Origin of the sequence: Erwinia billingiae Eb661 (assembly GCF_000196615.1) — a bacterium.
GTDB lineage: Bacteria > Pseudomonadota > Gammaproteobacteria > Enterobacterales > Enterobacteriaceae > Erwinia > Erwinia billingiae.
The window spans coordinates 785,518-811,411 of the sequence record NC_014306.1 but is presented as its reverse complement, the minus strand read 5'-3'; the positions used below and the strand labels follow the sequence as shown (position 1 = coordinate 811,411).

The 25,894-nt window shown below is 55.0% G+C and carries 25 protein-coding genes and 1 other annotated feature; of the genes, 6 read left to right on the top strand and 19 right to left on the bottom strand.

Annotated elements, in window-relative coordinates:
- Position 1 precedes the first annotated feature (1 nt).
- From lspA to ribF, 3 genes are read right to left on the bottom strand one after another with little or no spacing between them, the layout of a single operon-like run.
- Positions 2–502 (bottom strand): signal peptidase II, encoded by a 501-nt coding sequence (lspA, locus tag EBC_RS05005; protein WP_013200711.1) that lies wholly within the window; start codon positions 500–502, stop codon positions 2–4.
- On the bottom strand, positions 502–3,318 hold the full coding sequence (gene ileS / locus EBC_RS05000) for an isoleucine--tRNA ligase (protein WP_013200710.1): 2,817 nt from the start codon (positions 3,316–3,318) through the stop codon (positions 502–504). Before ileS ends, lspA begins: the two co-directional genes overlap by 1 nt.
- Before the next feature lie 30 nt (positions 3,319–3,348).
- Positions 3,349–4,287 carry a bifunctional riboflavin kinase/FAD synthetase gene (gene ribF / locus EBC_RS04995; RefSeq protein ID WP_013200709.1) on the bottom strand — a complete coding sequence of 313 codons (939 nt, stop codon included), beginning with the start codon at positions 4,285–4,287 and terminating at the stop codon, positions 3,349–3,351.
- A gap of 315 nt (positions 4,288–4,602) precedes the next feature.
- On the opposite strand from ribF, the gene rpsT reads away from it, so the two are divergent.
- Positions 4,603–4,866, top strand: a complete 264-nt coding sequence (gene rpsT / locus EBC_RS04990) for a 30S ribosomal protein S20 (protein ID WP_013200708.1) — start codon at positions 4,603–4,605, stop codon at positions 4,864–4,866.
- 64 nt (positions 4,867–4,930) lie between these two features.
- Here the strand turns inward: rpsT and nhaR are convergent, their stop codons facing one another.
- The 5 genes from nhaR to EBC_RS04965 all read right to left on the bottom strand — a co-directional run bounded on the left by nhaR (position 4,931) and on the right by EBC_RS04965 (position 10,602).
- Positions 4,931–5,818 carry a transcriptional activator NhaR gene (nhaR, locus tag EBC_RS04985; protein WP_013200707.1) on the bottom strand — a complete coding sequence of 296 codons (888 nt, stop codon included), beginning with the start codon at positions 5,816–5,818 and terminating at the stop codon, positions 4,931–4,933.
- Between the two features lie 57 nt (positions 5,819–5,875).
- Complete coding sequence (nhaA, locus tag EBC_RS04980) at positions 5,876–7,036, bottom strand: Na+/H+ antiporter NhaA (protein WP_013200706.1); 1,161 nt, start codon at positions 7,034–7,036, stop codon at positions 5,876–5,878.
- A gap of 183 nt (positions 7,037–7,219) precedes the next feature.
- Complete coding sequence (dnaJ, locus tag EBC_RS04975) at positions 7,220–8,359, bottom strand: molecular chaperone DnaJ (RefSeq protein ID WP_013200705.1); 1,140 nt, start codon at positions 8,357–8,359, stop codon at positions 7,220–7,222.
- A 108-nt stretch (positions 8,360–8,467) separates the two neighbouring features.
- Positions 8,468–10,384, bottom strand: a complete 1,917-nt coding sequence (dnaK, locus tag EBC_RS04970) for a molecular chaperone DnaK (protein WP_013200704.1) — start codon at positions 10,382–10,384, stop codon at positions 8,468–8,470.
- Between the two features lie 26 nt (positions 10,385–10,410).
- Positions 10,411–10,602, bottom strand: a complete 192-nt coding sequence (locus EBC_RS04965) for a hypothetical protein (RefSeq protein WP_041691897.1) — start codon at positions 10,600–10,602, stop codon at positions 10,411–10,413.
- Between the two features lie 112 nt (positions 10,603–10,714).
- Between EBC_RS04965 and satP the strand changes: the two genes are divergently transcribed.
- Complete coding sequence (satP, locus tag EBC_RS04960) at positions 10,715–11,287, top strand: acetate uptake transporter (RefSeq protein ID WP_013200703.1); 573 nt, start codon at positions 10,715–10,717, stop codon at positions 11,285–11,287.
- A gap of 52 nt (positions 11,288–11,339) precedes the next feature.
- On the opposite strand, the gene EBC_RS04955 is transcribed toward satP, so the two are convergent.
- The 3 genes from EBC_RS04955 to tal form a co-directional block, all read right to left on the bottom strand.
- Positions 11,340–12,641, bottom strand: coding sequence for an MFS transporter (locus EBC_RS04955; protein ID WP_013200702.1), 1,302 nt, complete (start codon positions 12,639–12,641; stop codon positions 11,340–11,342).
- Between the two features lie 122 nt (positions 12,642–12,763).
- Positions 12,764–13,351, bottom strand: coding sequence for a molybdopterin adenylyltransferase (mog, locus tag EBC_RS04950; protein ID WP_013200701.1), 588 nt, complete (start codon positions 13,349–13,351; stop codon positions 12,764–12,766).
- Between the two features lie 132 nt (positions 13,352–13,483).
- Positions 13,484–14,437: a transaldolase gene (tal, locus tag EBC_RS04945; RefSeq protein WP_013200700.1), complete on the bottom strand. Its 954-nt coding sequence runs from the start codon at positions 14,435–14,437 to the stop codon at positions 13,484–13,486.
- Between the two features lie 253 nt (positions 14,438–14,690).
- Here tal and yaaA point away from each other — a divergent pair, with 253 nt between their 5' ends.
- On the top strand, positions 14,691–15,467 hold the full coding sequence (yaaA, locus tag EBC_RS04940; RefSeq protein WP_013200699.1) for a peroxide stress protein YaaA: 777 nt from the start codon (positions 14,691–14,693) through the stop codon (positions 15,465–15,467).
- A gap of 82 nt (positions 15,468–15,549) precedes the next feature.
- On the opposite strand, the gene thrC is transcribed toward yaaA, so the two are convergent.
- The 5 genes from thrC to EBC_RS04920 all read right to left on the bottom strand — a co-directional run bounded on the left by thrC (position 15,550) and on the right by EBC_RS04920 (position 21,279).
- Positions 15,550–16,836, bottom strand: coding sequence for a threonine synthase (gene thrC, locus EBC_RS04935; protein WP_013200698.1), 1,287 nt, complete (start codon positions 16,834–16,836; stop codon positions 15,550–15,552).
- Between the two features lie 3 nt (positions 16,837–16,839).
- Complete coding sequence (gene thrB, locus EBC_RS04930; RefSeq protein WP_013200697.1) at positions 16,840–17,769, bottom strand: homoserine kinase; 930 nt, start codon at positions 17,767–17,769, stop codon at positions 16,840–16,842.
- Positions 17,770–17,771: 2 nt separating this feature from the next.
- Positions 17,772–20,234 (bottom strand): bifunctional aspartate kinase/homoserine dehydrogenase I, encoded by a 2,463-nt coding sequence (gene thrA / locus EBC_RS04925; RefSeq protein ID WP_013200696.1) that lies wholly within the window; start codon positions 20,232–20,234, stop codon positions 17,772–17,774.
- A gap of 24 nt (positions 20,235–20,258) precedes the next feature.
- Positions 20,259–20,380: a sequence feature (Thr leader region), on the bottom strand.
- The gene (gene thrL / locus EBC_RS25005) at positions 20,316–20,387 is read right to left on the bottom strand and encodes a thr operon leader peptide (RefSeq protein WP_071822137.1); all 72 of its coding nucleotides are present in this window, start codon (positions 20,385–20,387) and stop codon (positions 20,316–20,318) included. Its footprint overlaps the feature before it by 65 nt.
- A 190-nt stretch (positions 20,388–20,577) precedes the next feature.
- Positions 20,578–21,279 (bottom strand): tRNA/rRNA methyltransferase, encoded by a 702-nt coding sequence (locus EBC_RS04920; protein ID WP_013200695.1) that lies wholly within the window; start codon positions 21,277–21,279, stop codon positions 20,578–20,580.
- Between the two features lie 601 nt (positions 21,280–21,880).
- On the opposite strand from EBC_RS04920, the gene arcA reads away from it, so the two are divergent.
- On the top strand, positions 21,881–22,597 hold the full coding sequence (gene arcA, locus EBC_RS04915) for a two-component system response regulator ArcA (protein WP_013200694.1): 717 nt from the start codon (positions 21,881–21,883) through the stop codon (positions 22,595–22,597).
- Positions 22,598–22,654: 57 nt separating this feature from the next.
- Here arcA and creA read toward each other — a convergent pair whose 3' ends face one another.
- On the bottom strand, positions 22,655–23,125 hold the full coding sequence (gene creA / locus EBC_RS04910; protein ID WP_013200693.1) for a protein CreA: 471 nt from the start codon (positions 23,123–23,125) through the stop codon (positions 22,655–22,657).
- 192 nt (positions 23,126–23,317) lie between these two features.
- On the opposite strand from creA, the gene robA reads away from it, so the two are divergent.
- The gene (gene robA / locus EBC_RS04905; RefSeq protein WP_013200692.1) at positions 23,318–24,208 is read left to right on the top strand and encodes an MDR efflux pump AcrAB transcriptional activator RobA; all 891 of its coding nucleotides are present in this window, start codon (positions 23,318–23,320) and stop codon (positions 24,206–24,208) included.
- 82 nt (positions 24,209–24,290) lie between these two features.
- Here robA and gpmB read toward each other — a convergent pair whose 3' ends face one another.
- The gene (gene gpmB, locus EBC_RS04900) at positions 24,291–24,938 is read right to left on the bottom strand and encodes a 2,3-diphosphoglycerate-dependent phosphoglycerate mutase GpmB (protein WP_013200691.1); all 648 of its coding nucleotides are present in this window, start codon (positions 24,936–24,938) and stop codon (positions 24,291–24,293) included.
- A 50-nt stretch (positions 24,939–24,988) separates the two neighbouring features.
- On the opposite strand from gpmB, the gene yjjX reads away from it, so the two are divergent.
- Positions 24,989–25,540, top strand: coding sequence for an inosine/xanthosine triphosphatase (gene yjjX / locus EBC_RS04895; protein ID WP_013200690.1), 552 nt, complete (start codon positions 24,989–24,991; stop codon positions 25,538–25,540).
- Here yjjX and trpR read toward each other — a convergent pair.
- Entirely contained in the window at positions 25,526–25,855 is a 330-nt protein-coding gene (gene trpR / locus EBC_RS04890; RefSeq protein ID WP_041691896.1) for a trp operon repressor, read from the bottom strand. The two genes, yjjX and trpR, sit on opposite strands and share 15 nt — an antisense overlap.
- Positions 25,856–25,894 lie beyond the last annotated feature (39 nt).

Sequence of the window (25,894 nt, the reverse complement as noted above, 5' to 3'; positions counted from 1 at the left end):
CTTAATTTTTTGCCGGTTTGCCGGACGGGCTGAGAAAGCCCTCCAGCACGATCAGTGCGGCACCAATACAGATGGCACAGTCGGCGATATTGAACGTGGCAAAGTGCCAGTCGCCGACGTAGAAGTCGATAAAGTCGACGACAAAACCATGATACGCGCGGTCAAACAGGTTACCTAACGCGCCGCCAATAATCAGCGCGTAAGCAATATTGTTGAGCTTATTGCTGGCGGCAGTGCGGTACATCATCACCAGCAATGCCACCACAATCGCCACCGCGATGCCGGCAAAGAACCAGCGCTGCCAGCCGCCCTTATCGGCGAGGAAGCTGAACGCCGCCCCGTAGTTATGCGCATAGAAGAAGTTGAAAAATGGCATCACTGACATCGACTCATGCAACATCAGCGTGTTCATAATCCACTGCTTGCTGGCGAAGTCGATGGCAATCACCACCAGAACCAGCCAGACCCAGCGTAAACCGGTCGAGAAGATAGGTTTACTCATCAGGCAAACTTACGCTGTTCGCCAGCGCCCGCAATGTTGGTGGCACAGCGTCCGCACACGTCCGGATGCTCAGCACTCTGACCAATGTCAGTAGTGTAATGCCAGCAGCGTGGGCATTTCTCGCCTTCTGCTTTATGCAGGGCAATTTTCAGACCTTTCACCAGCTCGCTCTGCTGCGCTTCTTCGGTTGCCAGCGCATAGTCAGCCACCTGGGCACCCGAGGTCAGCAGCACAAAGCGCAGCTCGTCACCCAGGCTAACCAGCTTCTTGGCCAGGTCGGCATCGGCGTACAGCGTTACCGTCGCTTCCAGCGATCCGCCAACGCGCTTATCAGCACGCGCCTGCTCGATCACTTTGTTCACTTCGCCGCGCACTTTCAGCAGCTCAGCCCAGTAGCTGTCGTTCATCGATTCGTTATCCGCCAGACCAAACAGGCCGTCGAACCACTCACCGGTGAAGACATACTTCTCGCGCTTGCCTGGCAGTTCGCCCCAGATTTCATCTGCGGTGAAGGACATGATCGGCGCCATCCAGCGGACCAGTGCTTCCGCGATGTAATACAGCGCCGTCTGGCAGCTACGACGCGCCAGGCCATCGGCTTTCGCGGTGTACTGACGGTCTTTGATGATATCCAGGTAGAAGGAGCCCATCTCAACCGAGCAGAACTGCATCAAACGCTGGACGACTTCATGGAAGTCATAGTTCTCATACGAAGCGAGGATATCGTCCTGCGCCGCTTTGGCACGACCCACTGCCCAGCGATCCAGCACCACCATCTCTTCCGGCTTCACGCTGTCGGTTTCTGGGTTGAAGCCGTTCAGGTTAGCCAGCAGGAAGCGCGCGGTGTTACGGATACGGCGATAGGAGTCAGCCGAGCGTTTCAGGATCTCGTCCGATACCGCCATTTCGCCGGAGTAATCGGTAGACGCCACCCACAGACGCAGGATGTCGCCACCCAGCTTGTTCATCACATCTTGGGGTGAAACGGTGTTGCCGATGGATTTCGACATCTTACGGCCCTGACCATCAACGGTGAAACCGTGGGTCAGTACCTGACGGTAAGGTGCTTTGCCTTTCATCGCCGTCGAGATCATCAGGGAAGACATAAACCAGCCACGGTGCTGATCCGATCCTTCCAGATACATGTCCGGCGAGTGACCGTCGAATTCAGGACGGGCATCCACCACCGAGAAGCTGGTTGAGCCGGAGTCAAACCACACGTCCAGCGTGTCAGGCACTTTGACGTAGTTTTCTGCGTCTGCGCCCATCAGCTCGCTGGCGTCCAAATCCCACCAGGCCTGAATACCGTCTTGCTCAACGCGCTGAGCGACTTTCTCCATCAGCTCAAGGGTATCCGGGTGCAGCTGCTCGGTATCTTTATGCACGAACAATGACATTGGCACGCCCCAGGTACGCTGGCGGGAAATACACCAGTCTGGACGGTTGGCAACCATCGATTCGATACGCGCCTGGCCCCAGTCGGGGATCCACTGCACGCCTTTGATCTCTTTCAGTGACTGCGCACGCAGACCTTTCTGATCCATGCTGATAAACCACTGCGGCGTGGCACGGAAGATGATTGGGGTTTTGTGGCGCCAGCAGTGTGGGTAGCTGTGCAGCAGTTTTTCCACATGCAGCAGCGCGCCTTTTTCACGCAGGATCTCAACGATCATGTCGTTGGCTTTAAAGACGTTTACGCCATCCAGCGAGGGATAGGTGCCTGGCAGGAAGCTGCCGTCTGGCCCAACCGGGTTGGCGGTTTCGATACCGTATTTCTGGCCGATAACATAGTCATCAGGACCGTGGCCCGGCGCGGTGTGAACGGCACCGGTACCCGCTTCCAGCGTTACGTGCTCGCCGAGGACAACCGGTGAAGTGTGATCGAGGAACGGATGCTGGAAGGCCTGCAGCTCAAGAGAAGCCCCTTTCACCTCGCCCAGCACTTTCCACTCGCTCACGCCGACGCGCTTCATCACGCTCTCGACCATCTCTTTTGCCAGGATCAGCGCGCGACCTTCGATCTGCAGCAGTTCGTATTCGAACTCCGGATGCAGAGAGATGGCGCGGTTAGCCGGCATGGTCCACGGCGTGGTGGTCCAGATCACCAGCGAGATCGGGCCGTCAACGTGCGCGGCGCCAAACTTGGCCTGTACCGCCTCTTTATCAACGGCATTAAACATCACGTCGATAGAGGGCGAGGTTTTGTCGTAGTACTCGACTTCGGCTTCTGCCAGCGCAGAGCGGCAGTCCATGCACCAGTGCACCGGCTTGGCGCCTTTATGCATATGGCCGTTGCCGATGATTTTGCTGAGCGCACGGATGATGTTCGCTTCAGTTTTGAAGTTCATGGTCAGGTAAGGACGATCCCAGTCGCCCAGCACGCCCAGACGGATGAAGTCCTTTTTCTGGCCTTCAACCTGCTCGGCCGCGTATTCACGGCAGGCAGCACGGAATTCTGCCGCGGTGACTTTCTCACCTGGCTTACCGATCATCTGCTCAACTTTGTGCTCAATCGGCAGACCGTGGCAGTCCCAACCCGGCACATACGGCGAGTCGAAGCCCGACAGACCTTTGGACTTAACGATAATGTCTTTCAGAATCTTGTTAACTGAGTGACCAATATGAATGCTGCCGTTCGCGTACGGAGGGCCATCATGCAGGATAAAGGTTTTTTTCCCTTTTTTGGCTTCGCGGATGATGCCGTAGAGATTGTCATCATACCAACGCTGCAGCATTCCCGGTTCACGCTTGGCCAGATCGCCACGCATCGGGAACCCCGTTTCCGGCAAATTCAGGGTAGATTTATAGTCACTCATCAGATTCTCGATTCCGTATTTCGGTTCTGTTTAAACCGGTGTTTTCAGCCCGAAAAATGTCCGGGCGCTCACCACATCTTTAGCAATTTGCTCTTTGAGCTCGTCAAGTGAAGCAAAACGCTGCTCATTTCGTATTTTTTGACAGAGCACCACGTCTATATGGCGTCCATACAGGTGCATTGCAACGTCCAGCAGGTGAACTTCTAACTGCTGACGCATGCCGGCAACCGTTGGGCGGGTGCCAATGTTGGCAACGCCAGGCAACGGTTTATCGCCCAGACCCAGCACTTCCACGGCATACACCCCTTTCACCGGCGAAACGTAGCGTCGCAACGGCAGATTAGCGGTAGGGAAGCCTAACGTCCGGCCCAGTGCATCACCGTGCACAACCCGGCCTGAAATGCTGAAGGGATGTCCAAGAAGTGCAGCCGCCAGCGGCAGATTATCTTCGGCCAACGCCTGACGGACTGCCGTGCTGCTGATGCGCTTGCCATCATCACAGAAGGTCTGGGTACTGATGACATCAAAGCCATGTTCGATGCCCGCATGCTGTAATAACAGGAAATCCCCCTGGCGACCAGCGCCAAAGCGGAAGTCATCGCCTACGGCCAGGAACTTCACATCCAGCTTGTCCACCAGTAAGTCGGTGACAAAACTTTCCGCGGTCAGCGCGGCAAAGCGGCGGTCGAAACGCACGCACAGCACCGCATCCACACCCGCTTCGCTCAGGTAGCGAACTTTATCCCGCAGGCGTGTCAGCCTGGCAGGCGCTTTATCAGCCGCAAACAGCTCAAGCGGTTGCGGTTCAAAGATCATCACCACCACCGGCAAATTGCGTTGGCGTCCTTCTTCACACAGTCGGGCCAGCAGCGCCTGATGGCCGCGATGCACGCCATCGAAGTTACCGATGGTCAGTACGCAGCCGCGATGCTGCTCCCTAAGGTTATGTATGCCGCGGATAAACTTCATGGCTGGCTCAAATTTGTGGAAATCGGCGGATTATACCTTGTACAGCTCTGAAGGTTAACCCGCGAATGCGGCTTTACTCTGTTTATCGCGGCATTTTCTGCGGTAAACTGCTCCTTCAGGCGGCAATAGCATTTATCTTGTGATTAAGCTGTATTCGGTGAGATGAAGCTGGTAGAATCTTGCGCCATCGAAACGTAATAGAGTGTCGCGTGTTTGGCGGCGCTTATTTGCACAAATCCATTGACAACCATGGGCGAAAGAGGCATATTCCTCGGCCTTTGAATTGTCCTCATAGAACTATTTGGGAGTTGGACCTTGGCTAATATCAAATCAGCTAAGAAACGCGCAGTAACGTCTGAGAAGCGTCGTAAGCACAACGCTAGCCGTCGTTCAATGTTGCGTACTTTTATCAAGAAAGTCTACGCGGCTGTCGCTCTTGGCGATAAAGCGGCTGCGCAGAATGCATTTAATGAAATGCAACCAATTGTGGACCGTCAGGCAGCTAAAGGCCTGATCCACAAAAACAAAGCTGCACGCCATAAAGCAAATCTGGCTGCACAGATCAGCAAACTGGATTAATCTCCAGCCCGCTAATCGGCTTTGATGAAAAAACCGGCTCTGCCGGTTTTTTTGTGTCTGCAATTCAGGAAAACAGCCCCGTAAAGTCCTTGTTGCAGATACGCTGTACCGCCGGATGCTGGATCATCCGCTCGGCAAATATCACGTGATACTCTTCCACCACGCTGTCTATCCTGCCCAGTTCTAAAATTCCTTTCTCAAAAAATACATCATTGGCATAGCTGGATGGCGCGACAAATATCGCATTGTGGCTGGCACCGAACGCCTTCATCAGTGCGGCATCGTCAAACTCGCCCAGAATATCCACTTCCAGTCCCTGAGTCTGAAACCAGTTCAGCAGCTTTCGTCCCAGCATCGAACGACGGCCGGGGATCAGCAGCTTTCGCTGTTCAAGGCAGGCCGGGAAAGGTAAATCAGGTTGCGGTGCCTGACACCAGAAGCTGATGCAGGATTCGCCCAGCTTGACGGAGAACAGTCCTTCCTGCTGGGTGGAGTCGATTGGGCAGTCGGAGAGGATCATATCCAGCTTGTGCTGACTCAGCTGCTCCAGCAGCATTTCGTGGGTCGATTCATAACAGCGCAGATGAATTTTATCTTCGTCGACCACCGCGGTTTGCAGCACCTGGCTGACCAACCGTTTCGACAGCACATCCGCCACGCCAACGTCGAACAGCAGACTGGCTTCCTTGCGATAGTTAACGATATCCAGCATCTCCTGGCTGAGCTGAAACATTTTGTCGGCATAGCGGAACACCAGCTGTCCAAGCTCAGACGGCACCAGCCCTCTTCCCTGGCGTTTAAACAGTTTGCCCTGCAGGCGGTCCTCCAGCGCTTTGATCTGCCCGGTGATGGTCTGCGGCGTCAGATTAAGGGCATCTGCCGCGCCCACCACCGAACCGGCTTTGCACACCTGCCAGAAGTAATAAAGATGGTTGAAGTTAATGTGTGACATGCGCGCCTCCCTGATGGCGTGTTCGGAACCGGCCAGCCGGGGCTGGCCGGAAACGCGTTATCGCAGTTTAAGACGCAGCAGCGTGTACCCCATCACCGCAGAAATAGCCGAACCGACCAGGATACCCAGTTTCGCCAGCGTCACCATCTCTTCGTGGGCTGCATCAAAGGCCAGCGAGGCGATAAAGATCGACATGGTAAAGCCGATCCCGCACAGCAGCCCGACCGACGCGATGTCCTGCATGCGGGTGCCTTCCGGCAAGGCCGCAATCTTCAGTTTTACCGCCAGCCAGCAGATCAGGGTGATCCCCAGCGGTTTACCGATAAACAGCCCGAGAATAATGCCGATTGGCACCGCCGACAGCAGGCCATCAGCAGACACGCCGGTTAACGAGACGCCGGCATTGGCAAAGGCAAACAGCGGCAGGATCACCCAGCTCACCCATGGCGCCAGGCCATGCGCCAGGTGCATCGCCGGGGAATGACCGTTCTCTTTTTTCAGCGGCACAAAGAATCCAACCAGCACACCCGCCACCGTGGCGTGGATGCCAGACTTCAGCACCGCCACCCACAGCACCATGCCAACCAGCATATAAAGCGAGATACTGCGCACGCCCAATTTATTCAGCAGCGCCAGCACCACAATCGCGCCGCCGGCAACGGCCAGTGACGTCACGGACAGGTCCTGGGTATAGAAGAAGGCAATGATCAGGATCGCCCCAAGGTCATCAATGACGGCCAGCGCCATCAGGAACATCTTCAGCGCAGGCGGCACGCGGCTGCCGAGCAGCGCAAGGATACCCAGCGCAAACGCGATGTCCGTCGCGGTCGGGATAGCCCAGCCGTGAATGGCCAGCGGATCGTTATGGTTCATCGCCGCATAGATCAGCGCGGGTGCCAGCATACCGCCCAGCGCGGCAATCAATGGGAACATCGCACGCTCACGCGTTGCCAGCGAGCCGGAAACCAGCTCGTGCTTCACTTCCAGACCGATCATCAGGAAGAACACCGCCATCAGCGCATCATTGATCCACAACAGCAGGTTTTTGCTGATATCCAGGCTACCGAAGCGGAATTCGACCGGCATATTCAGGATAGATTGGTAAGCCTGCTGGGTGCCGGCCGTGTTCGCGAGGATCATCGCTATCGCCGCAGCGATAATGAGTACCACGCCACCGGTGGCTTCATTTTTCAGGAGTCGTTTGAGCGCTGCATTCATCTTGGCATTCCCTTAACAAAGTGATGAAGAAAAGTACCGCAAGCATACGCGTTTTAACTGCTCGTAAAAAACAGTTTATACCCGGTTATAAGGTAGGTATTTCCGAGTTGTGAAGCCGTTCGGGAAAATGCGCAAAAAAAAACGGACAGCCTGAGCCGTCCGTTAGTCTGACTTCCGCAGAAATTAACGAGTCAGGTCATCGAAGAATTTCTTCACGCCGTCGAAGAAGCTTTTCGAGCGCGGGCTGTTCTTCTCGCCGCTTGGGCCACCGAAGCTCTCTTCCAGCTCCTGCAGCAACGCCTTCTGCTTCTCGTTCAGGCTGACCGGGGTTTCCACCACCACGCGGCACAGCAGGTCGCCCTGAGCACCGCCGCGCACGGATTTAACACCCTTGCTGCGCATACGGAACAGCTTGCCGGTCTGGGTTTCCGCCGGGACTTTCAACTTCACACGGCCATCCAGCGTCGGCACTTCAATCTCGCCGCCCAGTGCTGCCATGGCAAAGTTGATCGGCACTTCGCAATACAGGTTGTTCTCTTCACGCTCGAAGATTGGGTGCTTGCGCACCTGCACCTGAACGTAGAGATCGCCTGCCGGTGCGCCATGCTCGCCCGCTTCGCCTTCGCCAGTTAGACGGATACGGTCGCCGGTATCGACGCCAGCCGGGATTTTCACCGACAGGGTCTTGGACTTCTCGACGCGGCCGTGACCGTGACAGGCATTACACGGATCTTTGATCACCGAGCCGCGACCGTGACAGGTAGGACACGCCTGCTGCACGGTAAAGAAGCCCTGACGCATCTGAACCTGGCCCTGTCCATGACAGGTGCCACAGGTCTGTGGTTTGGTGCCCGCTTTCGCGCCGCTACCGTCACACACCTCACACTCTTCCAACGTTGGAATGCGGATCTCTTTGGACACGCCGCGGACAGCTTCTTCAAGCGTCAGCTCCATGTTGTAGCGTAAATCGGCACCACGCGCAGCACGTTGCTGACGACGTCCTCCGCCAAAGATATCGCCGAACACGTCGCCAAAGATATCGCTGAAATCGGCACCGCCGCCACCAAAGCCGCCGCCACCGCCGCCCATACCGCCCTGTTCAAAGGCTGCATGACCGTACTGATCGTAAGCTGCACGTTTCTGGCCATCGGTCAGAATTTCGTACGCTTCCTTCACTTCTTTAAATTTGGCTTCAGATTCTTTATCACCGGGATTACGGTCAGGGTGGAGTTTCATCGCCAGGCGTTTGTAGGCCTTTTTGATTTCACGCTCATCCGCTGATTTGGAAACGCCTAAAATCTCGTAATAGTCTTGCTTCGCCATACTGGTGTTCCTGCCCTTAACATGCGTGCACGGGCGTGGAGAAATTCCCACGCCCGTGCCGGTTATCATCAGTGGCCTGTTACAGGCCACCGTGCCCGCTCAGGGCGATTATTTTTTGTTGTCTTTCACTTCTTCAAATTCAGCGTCAACAACGTCGTCATCTTTCTTCGCAGAAGCGTCACCGGCATCCGCTGCGCCGCCAGCGGCCTGCTGCTGCTGTGCGAACTCCATCAGTTTGCTGGAAACTTCAGTCAGCGCCTGCATTTTCGCTTCGATAGCGTCTTTATCTTCGCCTTTCAGCGCTTCGTTCAGCTCGGCCAGGGCTGCCTCAATCGGCGCCTTGTCGTCTGCTGGCAGTTTATCGCCGGCTTCGTCCAGCTGCTTACGGGTGCTGTGCGACAAGTGATCGGCTGTGTTACGAACCTGAACCAGCTCTTCGAACTTACGGTCGGACTCAGCGTTAGCTTCAGCGTCACGAACCATTTTTTCGATCTCTTCGTCGTTCAGACCAGAAGATGCCTTGATGGTGATCTTCTGCTCTTTACCGCTGTTTTTGTCTTTAGCAGACACGTGCAGGATACCATCGGCATCGATATCAAAGGTGACTTCGATCTGCGGCATGCCGCGCGGTGCGCCCTGAATCCCGTCCAGGTTGAACTGGCCCAGCGATTTGTTATCCGCAGCACGCTTACGCTCACCCTGAACCACGTGAATGGTTACAGCAGACTGGTTGTCTTCAGCAGTAGAGAACACCTGGCTGTGTTTGGTCGGGATAGTGGTGTTCTTGGTGATCAGTGAGGTCATCACGCCACCCATGGTTTCGATACCCAGAGACAGAGGGGTAACGTCCAGTAACAGAACGTCTTTCACTTCACCCGCTAACACGCCACCCTGAACCGCAGCACCGACGGCAACCGCTTCATCCGGGTTTACGTCTTTACGTGGTTCTTTACCGAAGAACTCAGCCACTTTCGACTGCACCATTGGCATACGCGTCTGGCCACCAACAAGGATAACGTCGTTGATGTCTGAAACAGACAGACCGGCATCCTGCAGCGCCACTTTCAGTGGGTCGATAGAGCGAGCCACCAGATCTTCAACCAGTGATTCCAGCTTCGCACGGGTCACTTTGATGTTCAGGTGCTTAGGACCAGTCGCATCAGCCGTGATGTACGGCAGGTTCACGTCGGTCTGCTGTGCAGAAGACAGTTCGATTTTCGCTTTCTCTGCCGCTTCTTTCAGACGCTGCATTGCCAGCGGATCGTTGTGCAGATCGATGCCAGAATCTTTCTTAAATTCTGCCACCAGATAGTTGATCATGCGGCTATCGAAGTCTTCACCACCCAGGTGGGTATCACCGTTGGTTGCCAGCACTTCAAAGGTTTTTTCGCCATCAACTTCATCGATTTCGATGATGGAGATATCGAAGGTACCGCCGCCCAGGTCATAAACCGCGATAGTGCGGTTGCCCTGGCCTTTGTCCATACCGTAAGCCAGTGCCGCTGCGGTTGGTTCGTTGATGATACGTTTTACGTCCAGACCTGCGATACGGCCGGCATCTTTCGTTGCCTGACGCTGCGCATCGTTAAAGTACGCTGGAACAGTGATAACCGCTTCAGTTACCGGTTCGCCCAGGTAATCTTCAGCCGTTTTCTTCATTTTCTTCAGCACTTCAGCAGAGATCTGCGGCGGTGCCATTTTCTGGCCTTTCACGTCGATCCAGGCGTCACCGTTGTCAGAACCGGCGATTTTGTATGGCATGATTTTGATATCACGCTGCACTTCTTCGTCCTGGAAGCGACGGCCAATCAGGCGCTTAATCGCAAACAGGGTATTCTGTGGGTTGGTCACAGCCTGACGCTTAGCCGGTGAACCGACCAGAATCTCGCCGTCCTGGGTGTACGCGATGATGGAAGGGGTGGTGCGATCGCCTTCCGCATTCTCCAGTACACGCGCTTTGCCGCCATCCATAATCGCGACACAAGAGTTAGTCGTACCCAGGTCAATACCAATAATTTTACCCATCTATACATCTCCCACTTAAATTTATGTCAAATCAGTTTATGAACACTTAATGCGGGCTTTTTTTGCCGTTTCAACTGCTGGCGCCGCGCTTTTTTTCCAGGTCCATAACCTTGGATGCCAAATAAGATGGGGCCATCCAGAGCGGCATCAAGGGGCAAGGTGAAAAAAATTTCGTTTTTTCCACTCTTCAGATCAAGGTTTGCCGGACGGCGGATCATTATGATGCCGCGCGAGTTGAAAAAATGGGGTCATTAATCCGCAAAAACAGCCCCTTTCAGTCAGTTACTTCACTTTTTTTTCTACTTCTTGATCATGGATATCAGAGGACTTATGGACAGCAGCAAATTAGCGAACCCCGGACCGCTCGGCCTGATGGGCTTTGGCATGACCACCGTTTACCTTAATCTGCACAACGCCGGTTTCTTTCCGCTTAACGCCGCCATTTTCAGCATGGGGATATTTTTTGGCGGTCTGGCGCAGATCCTCGCCGGCCTGATGGAGTATAAAAAAGGCAACACCTTCGGCCTGACAGCCTTCACCGCCTATGGCTGCTTCTGGCTGAGCCTGGTGGGCATTTTACTGTTACCCCGCATCGGACTAGCAGAGCCCGCTGATGACACCGCGCTCGGTATCTGGCTGGCATTATGGGGCGTGTTCACGCTGTTTATGTTCTTTGGCACCCTGCGCGCCAACCGGGCCTTACAGTTTGTCTTCGCCAGCCTGACGCTGCTCTTCGCCCTTCTCGCCATCGGCCATATTGCCGGCAATCATGCCGTGATAACGCTGGCAGGCTATGAAGGCATTCTTTGTGGTGCCGGCGCGATTTATCTGGCCATGGCCGAAGTGATTAATGCGCAGTTGGGGCGCAAAGCGCTACCCGTTGGCGAGATGAATAAGGCGTAATTTGCGGAAGAAAGTGACCCGCCCGGCCGTTGAAAAACGACCGGGCTTTTTATTAGCTGAAGGTACGACCGACCAGTGCATCACGCTTGCCATCGCGCTTTAACCAGATGCCGACCAGCAGACCAATTGCTGACAGCGCCAGCACATAATAAGCCGGGGCCAGCGGCGTCACCGCCATAATCAGGGTGACAAAAATTGGCGTTAAGCCGCCAAAAATGGCGTAAGCGACGTTATACGAGAAGGCAATACCGGTGAAACGCACTTCCGCCGGGAAGGCCCGCACCATCACATAAGGCACCGCGCCGACCACGCCCACGCTTAAGCCCACCAGCGCATAGCAAGGGAATAGCAGCTCGGGATGCGCGCCAACCGTGCGGTAAAATATCCAGCTGCACACCGCCAGCAACAGGCTGCCCACGATAAAGGTTTTGCTGGCGCCAAAGCGATCGGCTGCAAAGCCCGCGCAGATGCAGCCCACCAGCAGCATCACCGTCGCCAGGCTGTTGGCCTGCAGTGCTTGCGCCGTCGGAATGCCATACTGCTTTTGCAGCAAGGTCGGCGTCATCAGGATCACCACCACAATTCCCGCCGAGAGCAGCCAGGTCAGCAACATGCTGATGGCGATTTCACGTTTATGTTTCACCACCACCGCTTTCAACGGCAGTTCCGCGGCCAGCGCTTTCCGCGCTTTCATCTCGACAAAGATCGGGGTTTCCTGCAACCAGCGGCGCAGATACAGCGCGATAAAGCCAAACACGCCGCCCAGCAGGAACGGGATACGCCAGGCGCCGGACAGGATGCCCTGCGGACCAAAGGCGCTGTTGACCAGCGTTGCCACCACCGATCCCAGCAGGATGCCCGCGGTGAGCCCGGCGGTCAGGGTGCCACAGGCAAAGCCGATGCGTTTTTCGGGAACATGTTCAGCGACAAACACCCAGGCACCCGGCACTTCGCCACCGATCGCCGCGCCTTGCAGCACGCGCAGCAGTAACAGCAGGATCGGTGCGGCAATGCCCAGCGTGGCATAGGTCGGCAACAGCCCCATCGCCAGCGTGGGCAGCGCCATCAGCAGAATGCTCAGACTGAACATCTTTTTGCGCCCCTGGCTGTCACCGAAATGCGCCATGATCAGGCCGCCTAACGGACGGGCAAGATAGCCGGCAGCGAAAATGGCAAAGGTCTGGACCTGGCGCAGCCAGTCAGGAATATCCGCCGGGAAGAACAGCTCGCCAATCACCGCCGCGAAGAACACGAAGATGATGAAGTCGTAGAATTCCAGCGCGCCACCGAGCGCCGCCAGAGAAAGGGTCTTGTAATCCTGCCGGTTCAGGCGGCGATCGTTATCGTGCAGCATAATTATTCAGGCACATCCAGAAGGTGAAGAAAAAAGGTGAGTAAGAAGTTGTAAAGCTATCCTTACTATACCGTTCAATTCCCGCTACGCCAGCTCGATCTTATGCCTGAATTACGCCATTTTTAGCCGTTTGTTTCGCGACGCGCACTTTTAGGACGAAATGCTGCTACCACCGCGTCATGCGTCTCTACATACGGGCCTTCCAGCAGCTGAATACAATACGGCACGCTGGCAAAAATTCCGTGCACGCGCGCCTTACCCTCGGCATCCTTCAGCCCTTCCAGCGTCTCTTGAATCGACTTTGGCTGGCCCGGCAGATTAATAATCAGCGATTGCTTACGGATCACGCCGACCTGACGGGAGAGGATCGCCGTCGGCACAAAGTTGAGGCTGATCTGGCGCATTTGCTCGCCGAAACCGGGCATCTCGCGATCGGCAATCGCCAGCGTGGCATCCGGGGTGACGTCACGACGCGCCGGCCCCGTGCCGCCCGTGGTCAGGACCAGATGGCAGAACATTTCATCCACCAGCTCGCAAATCGCCTGTTCAATCATCGGCTGTTCATCCGGCACCAGCCGTTTTTCAATCTCAAACGGCGTCGCCAGCGCCTGGGTTAACCAGGCCTCAAGTGCAGGCAGCCCCTGATCCTGATAGATGCCGTTGGCGGCACGATCGGAAACCGAAATTAAGCCTATACGTAGTGTATTCATCGTGTGGTCACTGTGTTTACGGCCACGGTAAAAGCGCGGGCGTGGAGGAGGATAAAAGCAGGATAAACCATTACAAAGCGGGATGTACAGCGGGGGAAAACGGTGGCCGGATAACCGGCCACGGTCGGAGACTTACAGCAGGTCGGCAATCATTTTGTCGAGTTTGCCCTGGTCGAGCGCAAAGTTACGGATTCCCTGAGCCAGTTTATCGACGGCCATCGGATCCTGGTTGTGCTGCCACAGGAACTCAGATTCAGTCATTTTCGCCGGACGCGCTTTCACTTCGCCGGTGTAAGACAGTTTACGCTCCAGCGTCCCTTCGGTTTCTGCCAGCTCTTTCAGCAGGTTCGGTGAGATGGTCAGACGGTCGCAGCCAGCCAGTTCGATGATTTCGCCAACGTTACGGAAGCTTGCGCCCATCACAACGGTTTCGTAGCCATGCTGCTTGTAGTATTCGTAGATTTCAGACACGGAAACCACGCCTGGATCTTCATGGGCAGCGTACTCTTTCTTGTCAGTGTTGGCTTTGTACCAGTCGAGAATACGGCCGACGAACGGAGAAATCAGGAACACGCCCGCTTCAGCACAGGCACGCGCCTGGGCGAAGGAGAACAGCAGCGTCAGGTTACAGTTGATGCCTTCTTTTTCCAGCTGCTCAGCAGCACGGATGCCCTGCCAGGTGGACGCCAGTTTGATCAGGATGCGGTCGTTGCTGATGCCAGCATCGTTATACAGTTTGATCAGGGAACGGGCTTTATTGATGCTGCCTTCGGTGTCGTAAGACAGACGGGCATCGACTTCGGTAGAGATACGGCCAGGGACCAGCTTCAGGATTTCCAGACCGATATTGACGGCCAGCTTGTCCGCAGCGTAGTTCACCTGCTCTTCTTTTTTGCTGCTCTGATCGCGAGCCCAGGTAACCGCTTCATCAATCAGCTTGCGGTATTCAGGGATCTGCGCGGCGCTCAGGATCAGGGAAGGGTTGGTGGTAGCATCTTGCGGCTTGTACAGCTTCATCGCTGCAATGTCACCGGTATCGGCAACAACGGTAGTCAGTTGACGCAGGGAAGTCAGTTTATCCGTCATGGTTGTCATTCTCATCAGAGTAGAGTTATCGGGTTCTAGAAAATGTCTGACACGGATAATATCACGCGAAGCTTGCCATGCAAGGTAAGGTTGCCCGCAGGCCACGCAGTGCTAAATTGATGAAGAATACCCCCTTTAACGCGCCGGGGATCAGTAAAGGCAATGGCAGCGATTACTCCTTTCATGTCACTTTTTTGCTAAAGTAACGGCTAAACTTTTGCCCCTCGCGGCATATTCATACAAGGACTCAGGCATGTTGATGGTTATCTCCCCAGCCAAAACGCTGGATTTTGAAAGCCCGCTGGCGACCAAACGTTTCACCCAACCTGCGTTGCTGGATGATTCCCAAAAACTGATTGAGGTTGCCCGAAAGCTGACGCCAGCGCAGATCGGTTCACTGATGCATATCAGCGATAAGCTGGCTGGACTGAACGCCGATCGTTTCCATCACTGGCACCCGCCGTTCACCCCGGAAAATGCCCGTCAGGCAATCCTTGCCTTTAAAGGTGATGTCTATACCGGCCTGCAGGCGGAAACCTTTAAAGAGAAGGATTTCGATTTTGCTCAGCAGCACCTGCGCATGCTGTCCGGCCTTTACGGTCTGCTGCGCCCGCTGGATTTGATGCAGCCCTATCGTCTGGAAATGGGCATCAGGCTGGAAAACCCGGCCGGCAAAGATCTCTACACCTTCTGGGGCGATAAGCTGACCGAAGCGCTGAATGCCGCGCTGGCCGAACAAGGCGATGATGTGTTGCTGAACCTGGCGTCCGATGAGTATTTCAAAGCGGTGAAGCCGAAAAAGCTCAATGGCCGCATCATCAAGCCGGTGTTCCTCGACGAGAAAAACGGCAAGTTCAAAGTGATCAGCTTCTATGCCAAAAAGGCGCGTGGCCTGATGAGCCGTTATGTCATTGAGAATCGCCTGACCAAACCGGCACAGCTGAAGAAGTTTGATGTGGACGGCTACGCCTTTGTCCCCGAAGAGAGTAGCGACAGCGAACTGATGTTTAAGCGCCGCGAAGCGGTCTGACAGCACACCGGCAGCATAAAAAAACGGCCCTTTTCAGGGCCGTTTGCATGGGTGGATACGCCCCGCAACGGGGCCGGAGACCTTATTTGTGCAACAGGAACTCGCGCAGTTCGGCGAAGTCCGCTTTCATCTCATGGGAGAGCAGCGGCAGGTTGGCACGCTGTGCCAGCTCTTCTGGCACCGGCAGCTTGCGGTCGAGGATCGCTTCCACGCTTTCGATAAACTTGGCCGGGTGCGCGGTGCCGAGGAACAAACCAAATTCCCCTTCCTGCAACTGATCGCGCAGCATACGGTAAGCAATCGCCGCGTGGGGCTCAGAGATGTAACCCAGGTCCGCCAGCTCACGCATGGTGTCTTTGGTGGTCTGATCATCAACCGCACCAAAGCCCAGATCGGTCAGGCGCCAGGTTTTGCGGCGGAAGATCTCTTCCACGCGCGGCCAGTTGTTCGGCTGGCTGACATCCATCGCGTTAGACAAGGTGGAAACCGTGGCATTAGGCTGCCATTCGCCCTTCTCAAGGAAGCGCGGAACGGTGTCATTGGCGTTGGTAGCGGCAATAAAGCGCTTAACCGGCAGGCCAAGGGATTTCGCCAGCAGGCCCGCGGTCAGGTCGCCGAAGTTACCACTCGGTACGGAGATCACCAGCTGGTTACGCTTCTCCTGAGGCAGTTGTGCCACCGCTTCGAAGTAGTAACAAATCTGCGCCAGCAGGCGGCTGATGTTGATTGAGTTTGCCGAGTTCAGGCCAATGGCTTTCTTCAGCAGCTCATCATCAAAGGCCTGCTTCACCAGTGACTGACAGGCATCGAAATCGCCTTCAATGGCGATGGTCTGGATATTGCCACCCAGCGTACAGAACAGTTTTTCCTGCAGCGGACTGATTTTACCTTTCGGATAGAGGATCACCACGCGAACGTTTTCCATGCCGAAGAAAGCATGAGCAACTGCCGCACCGGTATCGCCGGAAGTGGCGGTCAGAATGGTGATTTTCTCATCGGCGCCGCTAACGTAGGAGAGCATTTGCGCCATAAAACGGCCGCCAAAGTCTTTAAACGCCAGCGTTGGACCATGGAACAGCTCCAGCGCAGCGATATCATCCGTCACCTTTTGTACCGGTGCCGGGAAGCTGAAGGCGGTTTTCAGGCGCTGATGCAGCTGATGAGGTTCGATCTCATCGCCAATAAAGGCAGAGAGGATTTTGCTACTGCGGGTAACGAAATCCATTTCCAACATCTCGTCGATGTCGGTCAGTTCAAACTCAGGCAGCTCAAGCGGAAAGAACAGGCCCTGCTGTTTGCCGAGGCCTTGCTTAACGGCCTGCGAGAAGCTTACCTGCTCGTTGTGATCCTTAAGATTATACAGTTTCATGCGTTATCCCAGTTTACGTGCGCCTGCCGTGTCTATGCGGCAGATATGAACGAAGCCTTCATCATTTTGCAGATAGTGCTGGCTGAGCCAGTCTGCCATGCGCTGCGCCGTATCCGGTTGGTTACAGACGGCGAACAGCGTTGGGCCGGATCCTGAGATCCCACAGGCCAGCGCGCCAATATCCTGCGCGGCCTGACGGGCTTCAGCAAATCCCGGTAACAGCTTGGTGCGGTAAGGCTCGGCGATCACATCGCGCATCAGCTTTGCCGCCAGCGCCGGTTGCTGCGTGTGGCAGGCATGAATAAACCCACCCAGGTAGCGACCGTGCTTAATAATGTCTTCTTTACGGTACTGTGCCGGCAGGATCGCGCGGGCTTCCGCAGTGGAAACTTTGATCCCCGGATAGGCCATTACCCACAGCCAGTCATCAAAGCCTGGCACCTGCTGGCTGATAATCCCATTTTCCTCGAGCATCAGCTGAATGCCGCCGAGGAAGCATGGCGCCACGTTATCATAATGCACGCTACCGGAAATACGCCCTTCCAGTTCGCCCATCAGCGCCAGTAATTCGTTATCGCTCAGCGGCTTACCACAGTGCTCGTTCATCGCCATCAGGCCAGCCACCACCGAACAGGCGCTGGAACCCAGGCCGGAACCGATTGGCATGTTTTTTTCAAGCGTCATCGCCACCGGCACGCGTTTGCCAATCGCTTCGCAGAAACGATCCCAACACTGCCAGACGATGTTTTCCTGCGGATTGGTGGGGAGCTTGCTGACGAAACGCCCTTCATTACGCAGGCTGAATTCGCTGGCCGCTTCCACGGTCACGCAGTCGCCCAGCAAGGCGCCGTCAATCGGAGACACCGCCGCACCCAGTACATCAAAGCCCACGCTGACGTTGCCGATTGAGGCAGGGGCATAAATCTTAACCATTCTTAAACTCCCAACTTCCATGACAAGGTGCGTAACAGGTCGGCGAACACGCCTGCTGCGGTCACATCATTACCGGCACCGTAGCCGCGCAGAACCAGCGGAATGGGCTGATAGTAGCGGCTGTAGAAGGCCAGGGCATTCTCGCCGTTTTTCACTTTATACAGCGGATCGTTACCGTCCACGGCATCAATTTTTACCTGACAACGGCCACCTTCTTCAATGGCACCGACAAATCGCAGCACTTTGCCCTCTGCACTGGCCCGCGCCACGCGGGAAGCAAAGGCATCATCCAGCTCTGGCAGACGCGCCATAAAGGTTTCCACGTCGGCAATCGCCGTGAATTCTTCCGGCAGCACTGCTTCAATCTCGATGTCGCTGAGCTCCAGCTGGTAGCCGGCTTCACGGGCAAGGATCAATAGCTTACGCGCCACGTCCATCCCGGAGAGATCGTCACGCGGGTCTGGCTCGGTGAAGCCCATTTCACGTGCGGTTTTGGTGGCTTCCGACAGCGACACGCCTTCATCCAGTTTACCGAAGATGAACGATAAAGAGCCAGAAAGGATGCCGGAGAAACGCAGCAGCTCATCACCGGCATTCAGCAGGTTTTGCAGGTTCTCGATCACCGGCAGGCCCGCACCAACATTGGTATCGTAAAGGAATTTACGGCGAGATTTCGCCGCCGCCGCACGCATCTGCAGGTAGTAATTGTAAGAGGAGGTGTTGGCCTTTTTATTCGGCGTCACTACGTGGAAGCCTTCACCGAGGAAGTCGGCATACTGATCGGCAACCGCCTGGCTTGAGGTACAGTCCACAATCACCGGATTCAGCAGGTGATACTCTTTTACCAGACGCATCAGGCGACCAAGATTAAACGGCTCTTTGGCGTCAGCCAGCGATGCTTTCCAGTTCTCCAGCGGAATGCCGTGCACGTTGGTCAGCAGCGCTTTGGAATTGGCGATGCCGCACACCCGTAAATCGATATGTTTATTTTTCAGCCACGCCTGCTGGCGATGCAGCTGATCGATCAGTGCCGCGCCAACGCCGCCGACGCCGATCACAAACACTTCAATCACCTGGTCAGTGGCGAACAGCATCTGATGCACCACGCGCACGCCGGTTGTCGCCTGATCGTTATCCACCACCACCGAGATAGAACGCTCGGAAGAGCCCTGGGCGATGGCCACGATATTGATATTGGCCCGCGCCAGCGCCGAGAAGAATTTGGCAGAGATGCCGCGCAGCGTGCGCATACCGTCGCCGACCACTGAAATCACCGCCAGATGTTCCATCACGTCCAGTGGCTCTAGCAGGCCATCTTTCAGCTCAAGATAGAACTCTTCTTCTAATACGCGGCGGGCACGCGCCTGATCGCTCTGCGGCACGCAGAAACTGATGCTGTATTCAGACGAGGACTGGGTGATCAACACCACCGAGATCCCGCTGCGGGACATGGCGGCAAAGACTCGCGCCGCCATGCCGACCATCCCTTTCATGCCCGGGCCGGAGACGTTAAACATCGCCATGTTATTCAGATTGGTGATGCCCTTAACCGGATTATCATCATCCGAGCTGTCGCCACCAATCAGCGTGCCGGGCGCCTGAGGATTGGCGGTATTCTTGATCAGGCACGGGATCTGGAACTGTGCGATAGGGGTAATGGTGCGCGGGTGCAGCACTTTCGCGCCAAAATAGGAAAGCTCCATCGCTTCCTGGTAGGACATCGATTTCAGCAGGCGCGCATCCGGCACCTGGCGAGGATCGCAGGTGTAAACCCCGTCCACATCGGTCCAGATTTCACAACAATCAGCGCGTAAACAGGCGGCCAGCACCGCAGCCGAATAATCGGAGCCATTGCGGCCCAGTACCACCAGTTCACCTTTATCATTACCGGCGGTGAAGCCGGCCATCAGGATCATGTTTTCTCGCGGGATTTGGCTGGCGGCAATACGGCGAGTGGACTCAGGGATATCAACGGTGGATTCGAGGTAATGCCCAACGGCCAGCAGCTTCTCAACCGGGTCGATGACGCTGACGCCATGTCCGCGCGCCAGCAGCAGCGCTTCCATAATGGCGATCGACAGCTTTTCGCCACGGCAGATAATCGCCGCGTTGACGCTGTCCGGGCACTGTCCCAGCAGGCCAATGCCGTGCAGGATCTGCTTAAGCTGCGCAAATTCCTGGTCGACAACGGTTTTCAACTTGTCGTACTGGAAACCCGGCTGCACTTCCGCCAGGCCCTGCAGAAGGGAAGCAAAAATGCTTTCCGCATCGCTGATGTTCGGCAAGGCATCCTGGCCGCTGATGGTTTTTTCAATCATCGCCACCAGGTGATTAGTGATCTTAGCTGGCGCGGACAATACGGTAGCAACCTGTCCCTGCTTCGCATTACTTTCCAGAATGTCTGCCACGCGTAAGAAGCGTTCCGCGTTGGCTACTGAGGTTCCACCGAATTTCAGCACTCGCATATCAAAATCTCCTGAATTTTTGCCGAAAAAAAAGCCCGCACTGTTTAGGTGCGGGCTTATTTTTGATGATTCCTGTATGCGTCAGCCCGCACCGTTACCTGTGGTAATGGTGGTGGTAATAATGATTGTTGTCATCAGGCTGAAATTGCGCATTTTAGATTTATCGTCTGTCTGTTTATAAATTCTGTCGGCCTCCAGAAGTAAAGCAATCCCCTGGCCAAGTCAATTTTTTTATCACCGTCTGGCCGACGGCGCAGCGGAGAAGCCTTGGGGCATTCCCCGAAAAAACAGATCCATTCTGTTAGCTGTCGAAACAATGCCAGTAATACCCACTGCCATTGCTTTATTCGCCAGTTTTTTTATCTATAAGTTTTTTTTCTACATCATGCAGCAGACGATGCAGCATGGCGTTGTCGCGCTGTTCCAACAGGCCAAGTCGCTGGGCCAGCCAGTCCACCAGTTTGCTGTCCTCGCTGACTTCCAGGCTCACCAACAGCCGATCGAGACGCTGCCGCAATGCATCCAGCTGCTGGGCATCCGCGGGCGCTTCTTTTATGGCACTCACCTGCCGTAGCGCGGAAAGCTGGTAGCAATAGACCATGACTGCCTGCCCCAGATTCAGGGAAGGATAGTCGGCAGCCATCGGGATCCCGGTCAGCACATCCACCAACGCCAGCTCCTCATTGGTCAGCCCGGTATCTTCTCGGCCAAACACCAGCGCGGCACTTTGCACCCACTGCTGCTTCTCTTCTAACAGGCTCTGCACCTGCTGAGGCGTGGCGTAATAGCGGAATTTTGCCCGACTGCGCGCGGTGGTGGCGATGCTGAAGTCGATGTCCGCCAGTGCCGCGTCCAGCGAATCCCAGTGGGTGGCGTTGTCGAGGATTTCCCCGGCACCATGCGCAACCCAGCGGGCGGCCGGTTCAAGGTGCGCCTGACTGTTGACGATCCGCAGCTCATCAAATCCCATGGTTTTCATGGCGCGGGCGGCGGCGCCGACATTTTCTGGTCTGCGTGGTGAGACAAGGATCAGGGGAAAACGCATAACTGCCTTAATAATGGTTGGCCGGGCGGTAAACAAATTACAGCCAGCTTGTAAAAAAATTCGCTCACCAGTAACAAATAAACAACATTACCGGTGCATACTCTATTCAGTCATAAACAAATTATATGACGAGTTCAGGCTAAATACCCTAATAAAAACAATTATCAGCACATAAAACCATAGGGTTCAATCAATTACCAAATGTTAAATCCGATCCAAACTCCTTTTGCCGCCGGGCGCTAACTTGTCGGCGAAAAGCACATAAATGTGAGCTAAGCTGGCATTCTTGGAAGAGTTTTTCACAAACTTGTTAACGTGCTACAATTGGTTTGATATAAGTCAACTTAGCGTTGTTTATTACATTTCGGTCAGGTCTTGTACTGTTATATTGCTGTTAATGCGGATAAGATGTACACCCATTTTTAAGCGTACCAGGACAGGATGCACCTTGTCTTCCCGGGAAGCACGGCCTGGTCTTTAATGGCTCAAGAACATATTCTGTACAGTTGACGTTTTGCGCCGGATGACTCATCTGCTTTGTCTGGTCCTGTTAACTGTATGCCCTGTTTTAACTTTGTTGGCAATTTTAGGTAGCGAACACATGCAGACCCCGCACATACTTATCGTTGAAGACGAATTAGTGACTCGTAATACTCTCAAAAGTATTTTTGAGGCCGAAGGCTACATGGTTTATGAAGCTACGGATGGTGCTGAAATGCACCATATATTGACCGAGAACGACATCAACCTGGTGATCATGGATATTAACCTGCCAGGGAAAAACGGTCTGCTGTTGGCCCGCGAACTTCGCGAACAGGCTAACGTAGCCCTGATGTTCCTGACCGGTCGCGACAACGAAGTCGACAAAATTCTCGGCCTGGAAATTGGCGCAGATGATTACATCACTAAACCGTTTAACCCGCGTGAGCTGACCATCCGCGCACGCAACCTGCTTTCCCGCACCATGAATCTGGCGCCGCACAGTGAAGAGCGCAAGCTGGTTGAGAGCTACAAGTTTAACGGTTGGGAGCTGGACATCAACAGCCGTTCCCTGATCAGCCCACAGGGCGAGCAGTACAAGCTGCCGCGCAGTGAGTTCCGCGCCATGCTGCATTTCTGCGAGAACCCAGGCAAAATCCAGACCCGTGCCGATCTGCTGAAAAAGATGACCGGCCGTGAGCTGAAGCCACACGATCGTACCGTTGATGTGACCATCCGCCGTATTCGTAAACACTTCGAATCCACGCCGGATACCCCAGAAATCATCGCGACCATCCACGGTGAAGGTTACCGTTTCTGTGGCGATCTGCAGGACTAATTCCTGCGGGTGCAAAAAATTAAGGGCCGGTAATCCGGCCCTTTTCTATGCAGCAGACTATTTCCACGGCATAATAGGCACTGCGCTCAGGGCGTTTTTAGGCGAACCATCCACAACTTTATCGGAATAGCTCAGATAGATCAGCGCATTACGCTTCTGATCGTAAAACCGTACCACCTGAAGCTTTTTAAACACCAGTGAAGTCCGCTTTTGGAACACGACCTCGCCTTCCGCTTTGCCCTTGGCAATTTTATCGCTAAGTTCAACCGGACCAACCTGCTGACAGGAGATGGCCGCGTCTGAGGTATCCTCAGCCAGCCCAAGTCCACCCTTGATGCCGCCGGTTTTGGCGCGACTGATATAACAAGTTACATTTTTTACATCCGGATCGTCGAAGGCTTCAACCACTATCTTATGGTCTGGGCCAAACACCTTAAACACCGTGTCCACTGATCCAACCTGCTCAGCATGAGCGGTTACCGATGCAAAAATTACCGACGTGACTATTAACAATTTTCTCATTGTCATAACGTTACCATTGCTTAGAAAATAGATGACATTGTAAGGTAAACTTCTTCAGGCACTTGCCGCATGGTAACACCTCCCCGTTGTTTGAGGCGCATCAGCACAGGGTATTTGTCTTCTTGCAGACTGAATGCGTAACAGAAGCCAGTAGTGGAACTTTTCCCTGCACTAATTTTAACCAGGTAAGGATGATTTATGGATCAAGCCGGTATCATTCGCGATTTGCTTGTCTGGCTTGAAAGCCACCTTGATCAGCCGCTGTCTTTGGACAACGTGGCGACCAAGGCCGGTTATTCAAAATGGCACTTGCAAAGAATGTTTAAGGAAGTCACCGGACACGCGATTGGCGCATACATCCGCGCACGCCGTCTGTCTAAGGCCGCAGTAGCGCTTCGCCTGACCAGCCGTCCGATTCTGGACATTGCCCTGCAGTATCGTTTTGATTCGCAACAGACGTTTACCCGGGCATTTAAAAAGCAGTTCAACCAGACGCCTGCGTACTATCGCCGCTCGTCTGACTGGAACTCGTTTGGCTTACGTCCGCCGATCCGCCTGGGTGATTTCCACGTTCCCGAGCCTGCCTGGATCACTCTGCCGGAAACGGTGTTGGTTGGGCAAACGCAAAGTTACACCTGTACGCTGGAGCAGATCTCCAGTGCGCGGAGTGAGATGCGGTTGCACTTCTGGCGTCAGTTCCTGGCCGAAACGGATATGGTGCCGCCGGTGCTGTATGGCCTGCATCAGTCGCGTCCAAGCATGGAAAAGGATGATGAGCAGGAGATCCTGTACACCACCGCCGTGCCGTCGGACAAGCTGTCGCAGCCGTTGCAGTCCACGCAGACCGTGATGTTAGAAGGGGGGGAATACGTGCAGTTTACGTATGAAGGCCCGCACAGCGAGTTCCAGGACTTTATCCTGCTGGTGTACGGCACCTGTATGCCGATGCTGAAGCTGACCCGCCGCCATGGCCAGGATATCGAGCGCTTCTACACCCACGGTGGCAAGAAACGCGCCGAGCCGCCGACGGAGATCCGTTGTGAATATCTGATCCCCATCCGTGCACCGGCAGACTCAGCAACCGCGTAACCACAGGGTAATTGAGCACGGTATTCCCCGGCTTTTAGCGTGAAGGGGCGAAACACATCGCCCCTGCTTCATCTTCCGATGATTAGCGCTGCAGCTCATCCAGCGCAGGCTGATCGAGATGGGCAACATCCCCGGCCGTTTCCACGACCCAACCCGCTGCCAGCCAGGCACTTTGCTGATGATCGACGCGTGAAATCGAGCAGTTGCGTAAGCGCAGGCGACGTTCGGCATGCGCCGGCAGGCCCAATAAGGTACTGACCAACACACCCAGCGCCATACCGTGGCTGACGATCAGCGGACGGCTTCCTGCAGGCAGATCCAGACAGGCGTTCAGCGCGTTATGCATCCGCTCTGCCATCTCCGTCATCGACTCTCCGCCAGGAATGCGGCCGTTTTCAGTGCCGTCGACCAGCGTTTTCCGCCAGCTCTCCTGCTCGGCGGTCAGTTCATCCAGCGGCTGCTCTTCCAGCACACCCATGTTCAGCTCACGCAAGCGTGGGTCGAGGGTGACGTTGCAGCCACAGGCATCCGCAATGATCTCCGCCGTGCGTTTGGTTCGCCCCAAATCGCTGGAGATCACATGGGTGATGCCAAGATGTTTCACGCGCTCCCCAACCTGATGAGCCTGCTGCTCTCCTTTCTCCGTCAGCGCGCTGTCTGACTGTCCCTGAATGCGTCGGGCGGCATTCCAAAGCGTTTCTCCGTGGCGAACAAGATAGACCTGTAACATGCGATTTTCCGTTATACTGCGACAAATTTGCCTAAAGGGTTCAAACAATTATGTACCATGTTGTCGCTGCCACCATCAATCCAGCCAAAATTAAGGCAATTTCTCAGGCATTCAGCGATGTGTTCGGTGAAGGATCCTGCCATATTGAGGGTGTCGAGGTCGACAGCGGCGTGGCCGCACAGCCAATAACAAATCACGAAACGAGAACTGGCGCACGCCAACGGGTGATGAATGCCCGCCAGGTTCGTCCGGAAGCAGATTTCTGGGTGGCGATTGAAGCCGGGATCGAAGAAGAGAGTGCCTTCGCCTGGATGGTGGTGGAAAACCACAAACTGCGCGGCGAATCGCGCTCGGCCAGCTTTACGCTGCCGGCCATCGTGATGAAAGGGATCCACGAAGGCCGTGAACTGGGTGAAGAGATGTCCCGCCTCACCGGCATTGATAACATCAAGCAAAAAGGCGGTGCCATCGGCGCCTTTACCGCCGGCCTGCTGTCACGCACCAGCGTGTACCATCAGGCGCTGATTCTGGCGCTCTGCCCGTTCCATAATGATATCTATCAGATGAAGCCGGGCGAATCCGACGGATCAGATCTTATCTGAGCCGGTCAGCAGTTGCGCCTCCAGCCAGGCTTTCAGCGCTGGCGGCGCACTTTTCAGGCTGTTCGACCCACGGGTTATGGTCGCAATCCCCACCCCTAAATCGTTTTTCAATTCACGCTGGCTCAATTCGCCCCGCATCAATTCTTCAATAATCCGCAGTCGCGTTCCCAATGCTTCGCGCTCATCGGGCGTCATCATCAGTTGCAGCAGCGGCAGATGTAATCCATTGCCAAAGGCACGTTGCAGCAGCGTCACAAAACGCTGCCACTCTTCGTTATGCGGTTCCATGGTAACGGGAACGGAAGATTCGCTCATGTGTGGCCCATACTATTAAACTAGTACAGAAGCATAGCA

Coding starts and splice junctions, on each gene's coding strand:
- lspA (WP_013200711.1), bottom strand. CDS start 502: ATGAGTAAACCTATCTTCTCGACCGGTTTACGCTGGGTCTGGCTGGTT.
- ileS (WP_013200710.1), bottom strand. CDS start 3,318: ATGAGTGACTATAAATCTACCCTGAATTTGCCGGAAACGGGGTTCCCG.
- ribF (WP_013200709.1), bottom strand. CDS start 4,287: ATGAAGTTTATCCGCGGCATACATAACCTTAGGGAGCAGCATCGCGGC.
- nhaR (WP_013200707.1), bottom strand. CDS start 5,818: ATGTCACACATTAACTTCAACCATCTTTATTACTTCTGGCAGGTGTGC.
- nhaA (WP_013200706.1), bottom strand. CDS start 7,036: ATGAATGCAGCGCTCAAACGACTCCTGAAAAATGAAGCCACCGGTGGC.
- dnaJ (WP_013200705.1), bottom strand. CDS start 8,359: ATGGCGAAGCAAGACTATTACGAGATTTTAGGCGTTTCCAAATCAGCG.
- dnaK (WP_013200704.1), bottom strand. CDS start 10,384: ATGGGTAAAATTATTGGTATTGACCTGGGTACGACTAACTCTTGTGTC.
- EBC_RS04965 (WP_041691897.1), bottom strand. CDS start 10,602: ATGATCCGCCGTCCGGCAAACCTTGATCTGAAGAGTGGAAAAAACGAA.
- satP (WP_013200703.1), top strand. CDS start 10,715: ATGGACAGCAGCAAATTAGCGAACCCCGGACCGCTCGGCCTGATGGGC.
- EBC_RS04955 (WP_013200702.1), bottom strand. CDS start 12,641: ATGCTGCACGATAACGATCGCCGCCTGAACCGGCAGGATTACAAGACC.
- mog (WP_013200701.1), bottom strand. CDS start 13,351: ATGAATACACTACGTATAGGCTTAATTTCGGTTTCCGATCGTGCCGCC.
- tal (WP_013200700.1), bottom strand. CDS start 14,437: ATGACGGATAAACTGACTTCCCTGCGTCAACTGACTACCGTTGTTGCC.
- yaaA (WP_013200699.1), top strand. CDS start 14,691: ATGTTGATGGTTATCTCCCCAGCCAAAACGCTGGATTTTGAAAGCCCG.
- thrC (WP_013200698.1), bottom strand. CDS start 16,836: ATGAAACTGTATAATCTTAAGGATCACAACGAGCAGGTAAGCTTCTCG.
- thrB (WP_013200697.1), bottom strand. CDS start 17,769: ATGGTTAAGATTTATGCCCCTGCCTCAATCGGCAACGTCAGCGTGGGC.
- thrA (WP_013200696.1), bottom strand. CDS start 20,234: ATGCGAGTGCTGAAATTCGGTGGAACCTCAGTAGCCAACGCGGAACGC.
- EBC_RS04920 (WP_013200695.1), bottom strand. CDS start 21,279: ATGCGTTTTCCCCTGATCCTTGTCTCACCACGCAGACCAGAAAATGTC.
- arcA (WP_013200694.1), top strand. CDS start 21,881: ATGCAGACCCCGCACATACTTATCGTTGAAGACGAATTAGTGACTCGT.
- creA (WP_013200693.1), bottom strand. CDS start 23,125: ATGACAATGAGAAAATTGTTAATAGTCACGTCGGTAATTTTTGCATCG.
- robA (WP_013200692.1), top strand. CDS start 23,318: ATGGATCAAGCCGGTATCATTCGCGATTTGCTTGTCTGGCTTGAAAGC.
- gpmB (WP_013200691.1), bottom strand. CDS start 24,938: ATGTTACAGGTCTATCTTGTTCGCCACGGAGAAACGCTTTGGAATGCC.
- yjjX (WP_013200690.1), top strand. CDS start 24,989: ATGTACCATGTTGTCGCTGCCACCATCAATCCAGCCAAAATTAAGGCA.
- trpR (WP_041691896.1), bottom strand. CDS start 25,855: ATGAGCGAATCTTCCGTTCCCGTTACCATGGAACCGCATAACGAAGAG.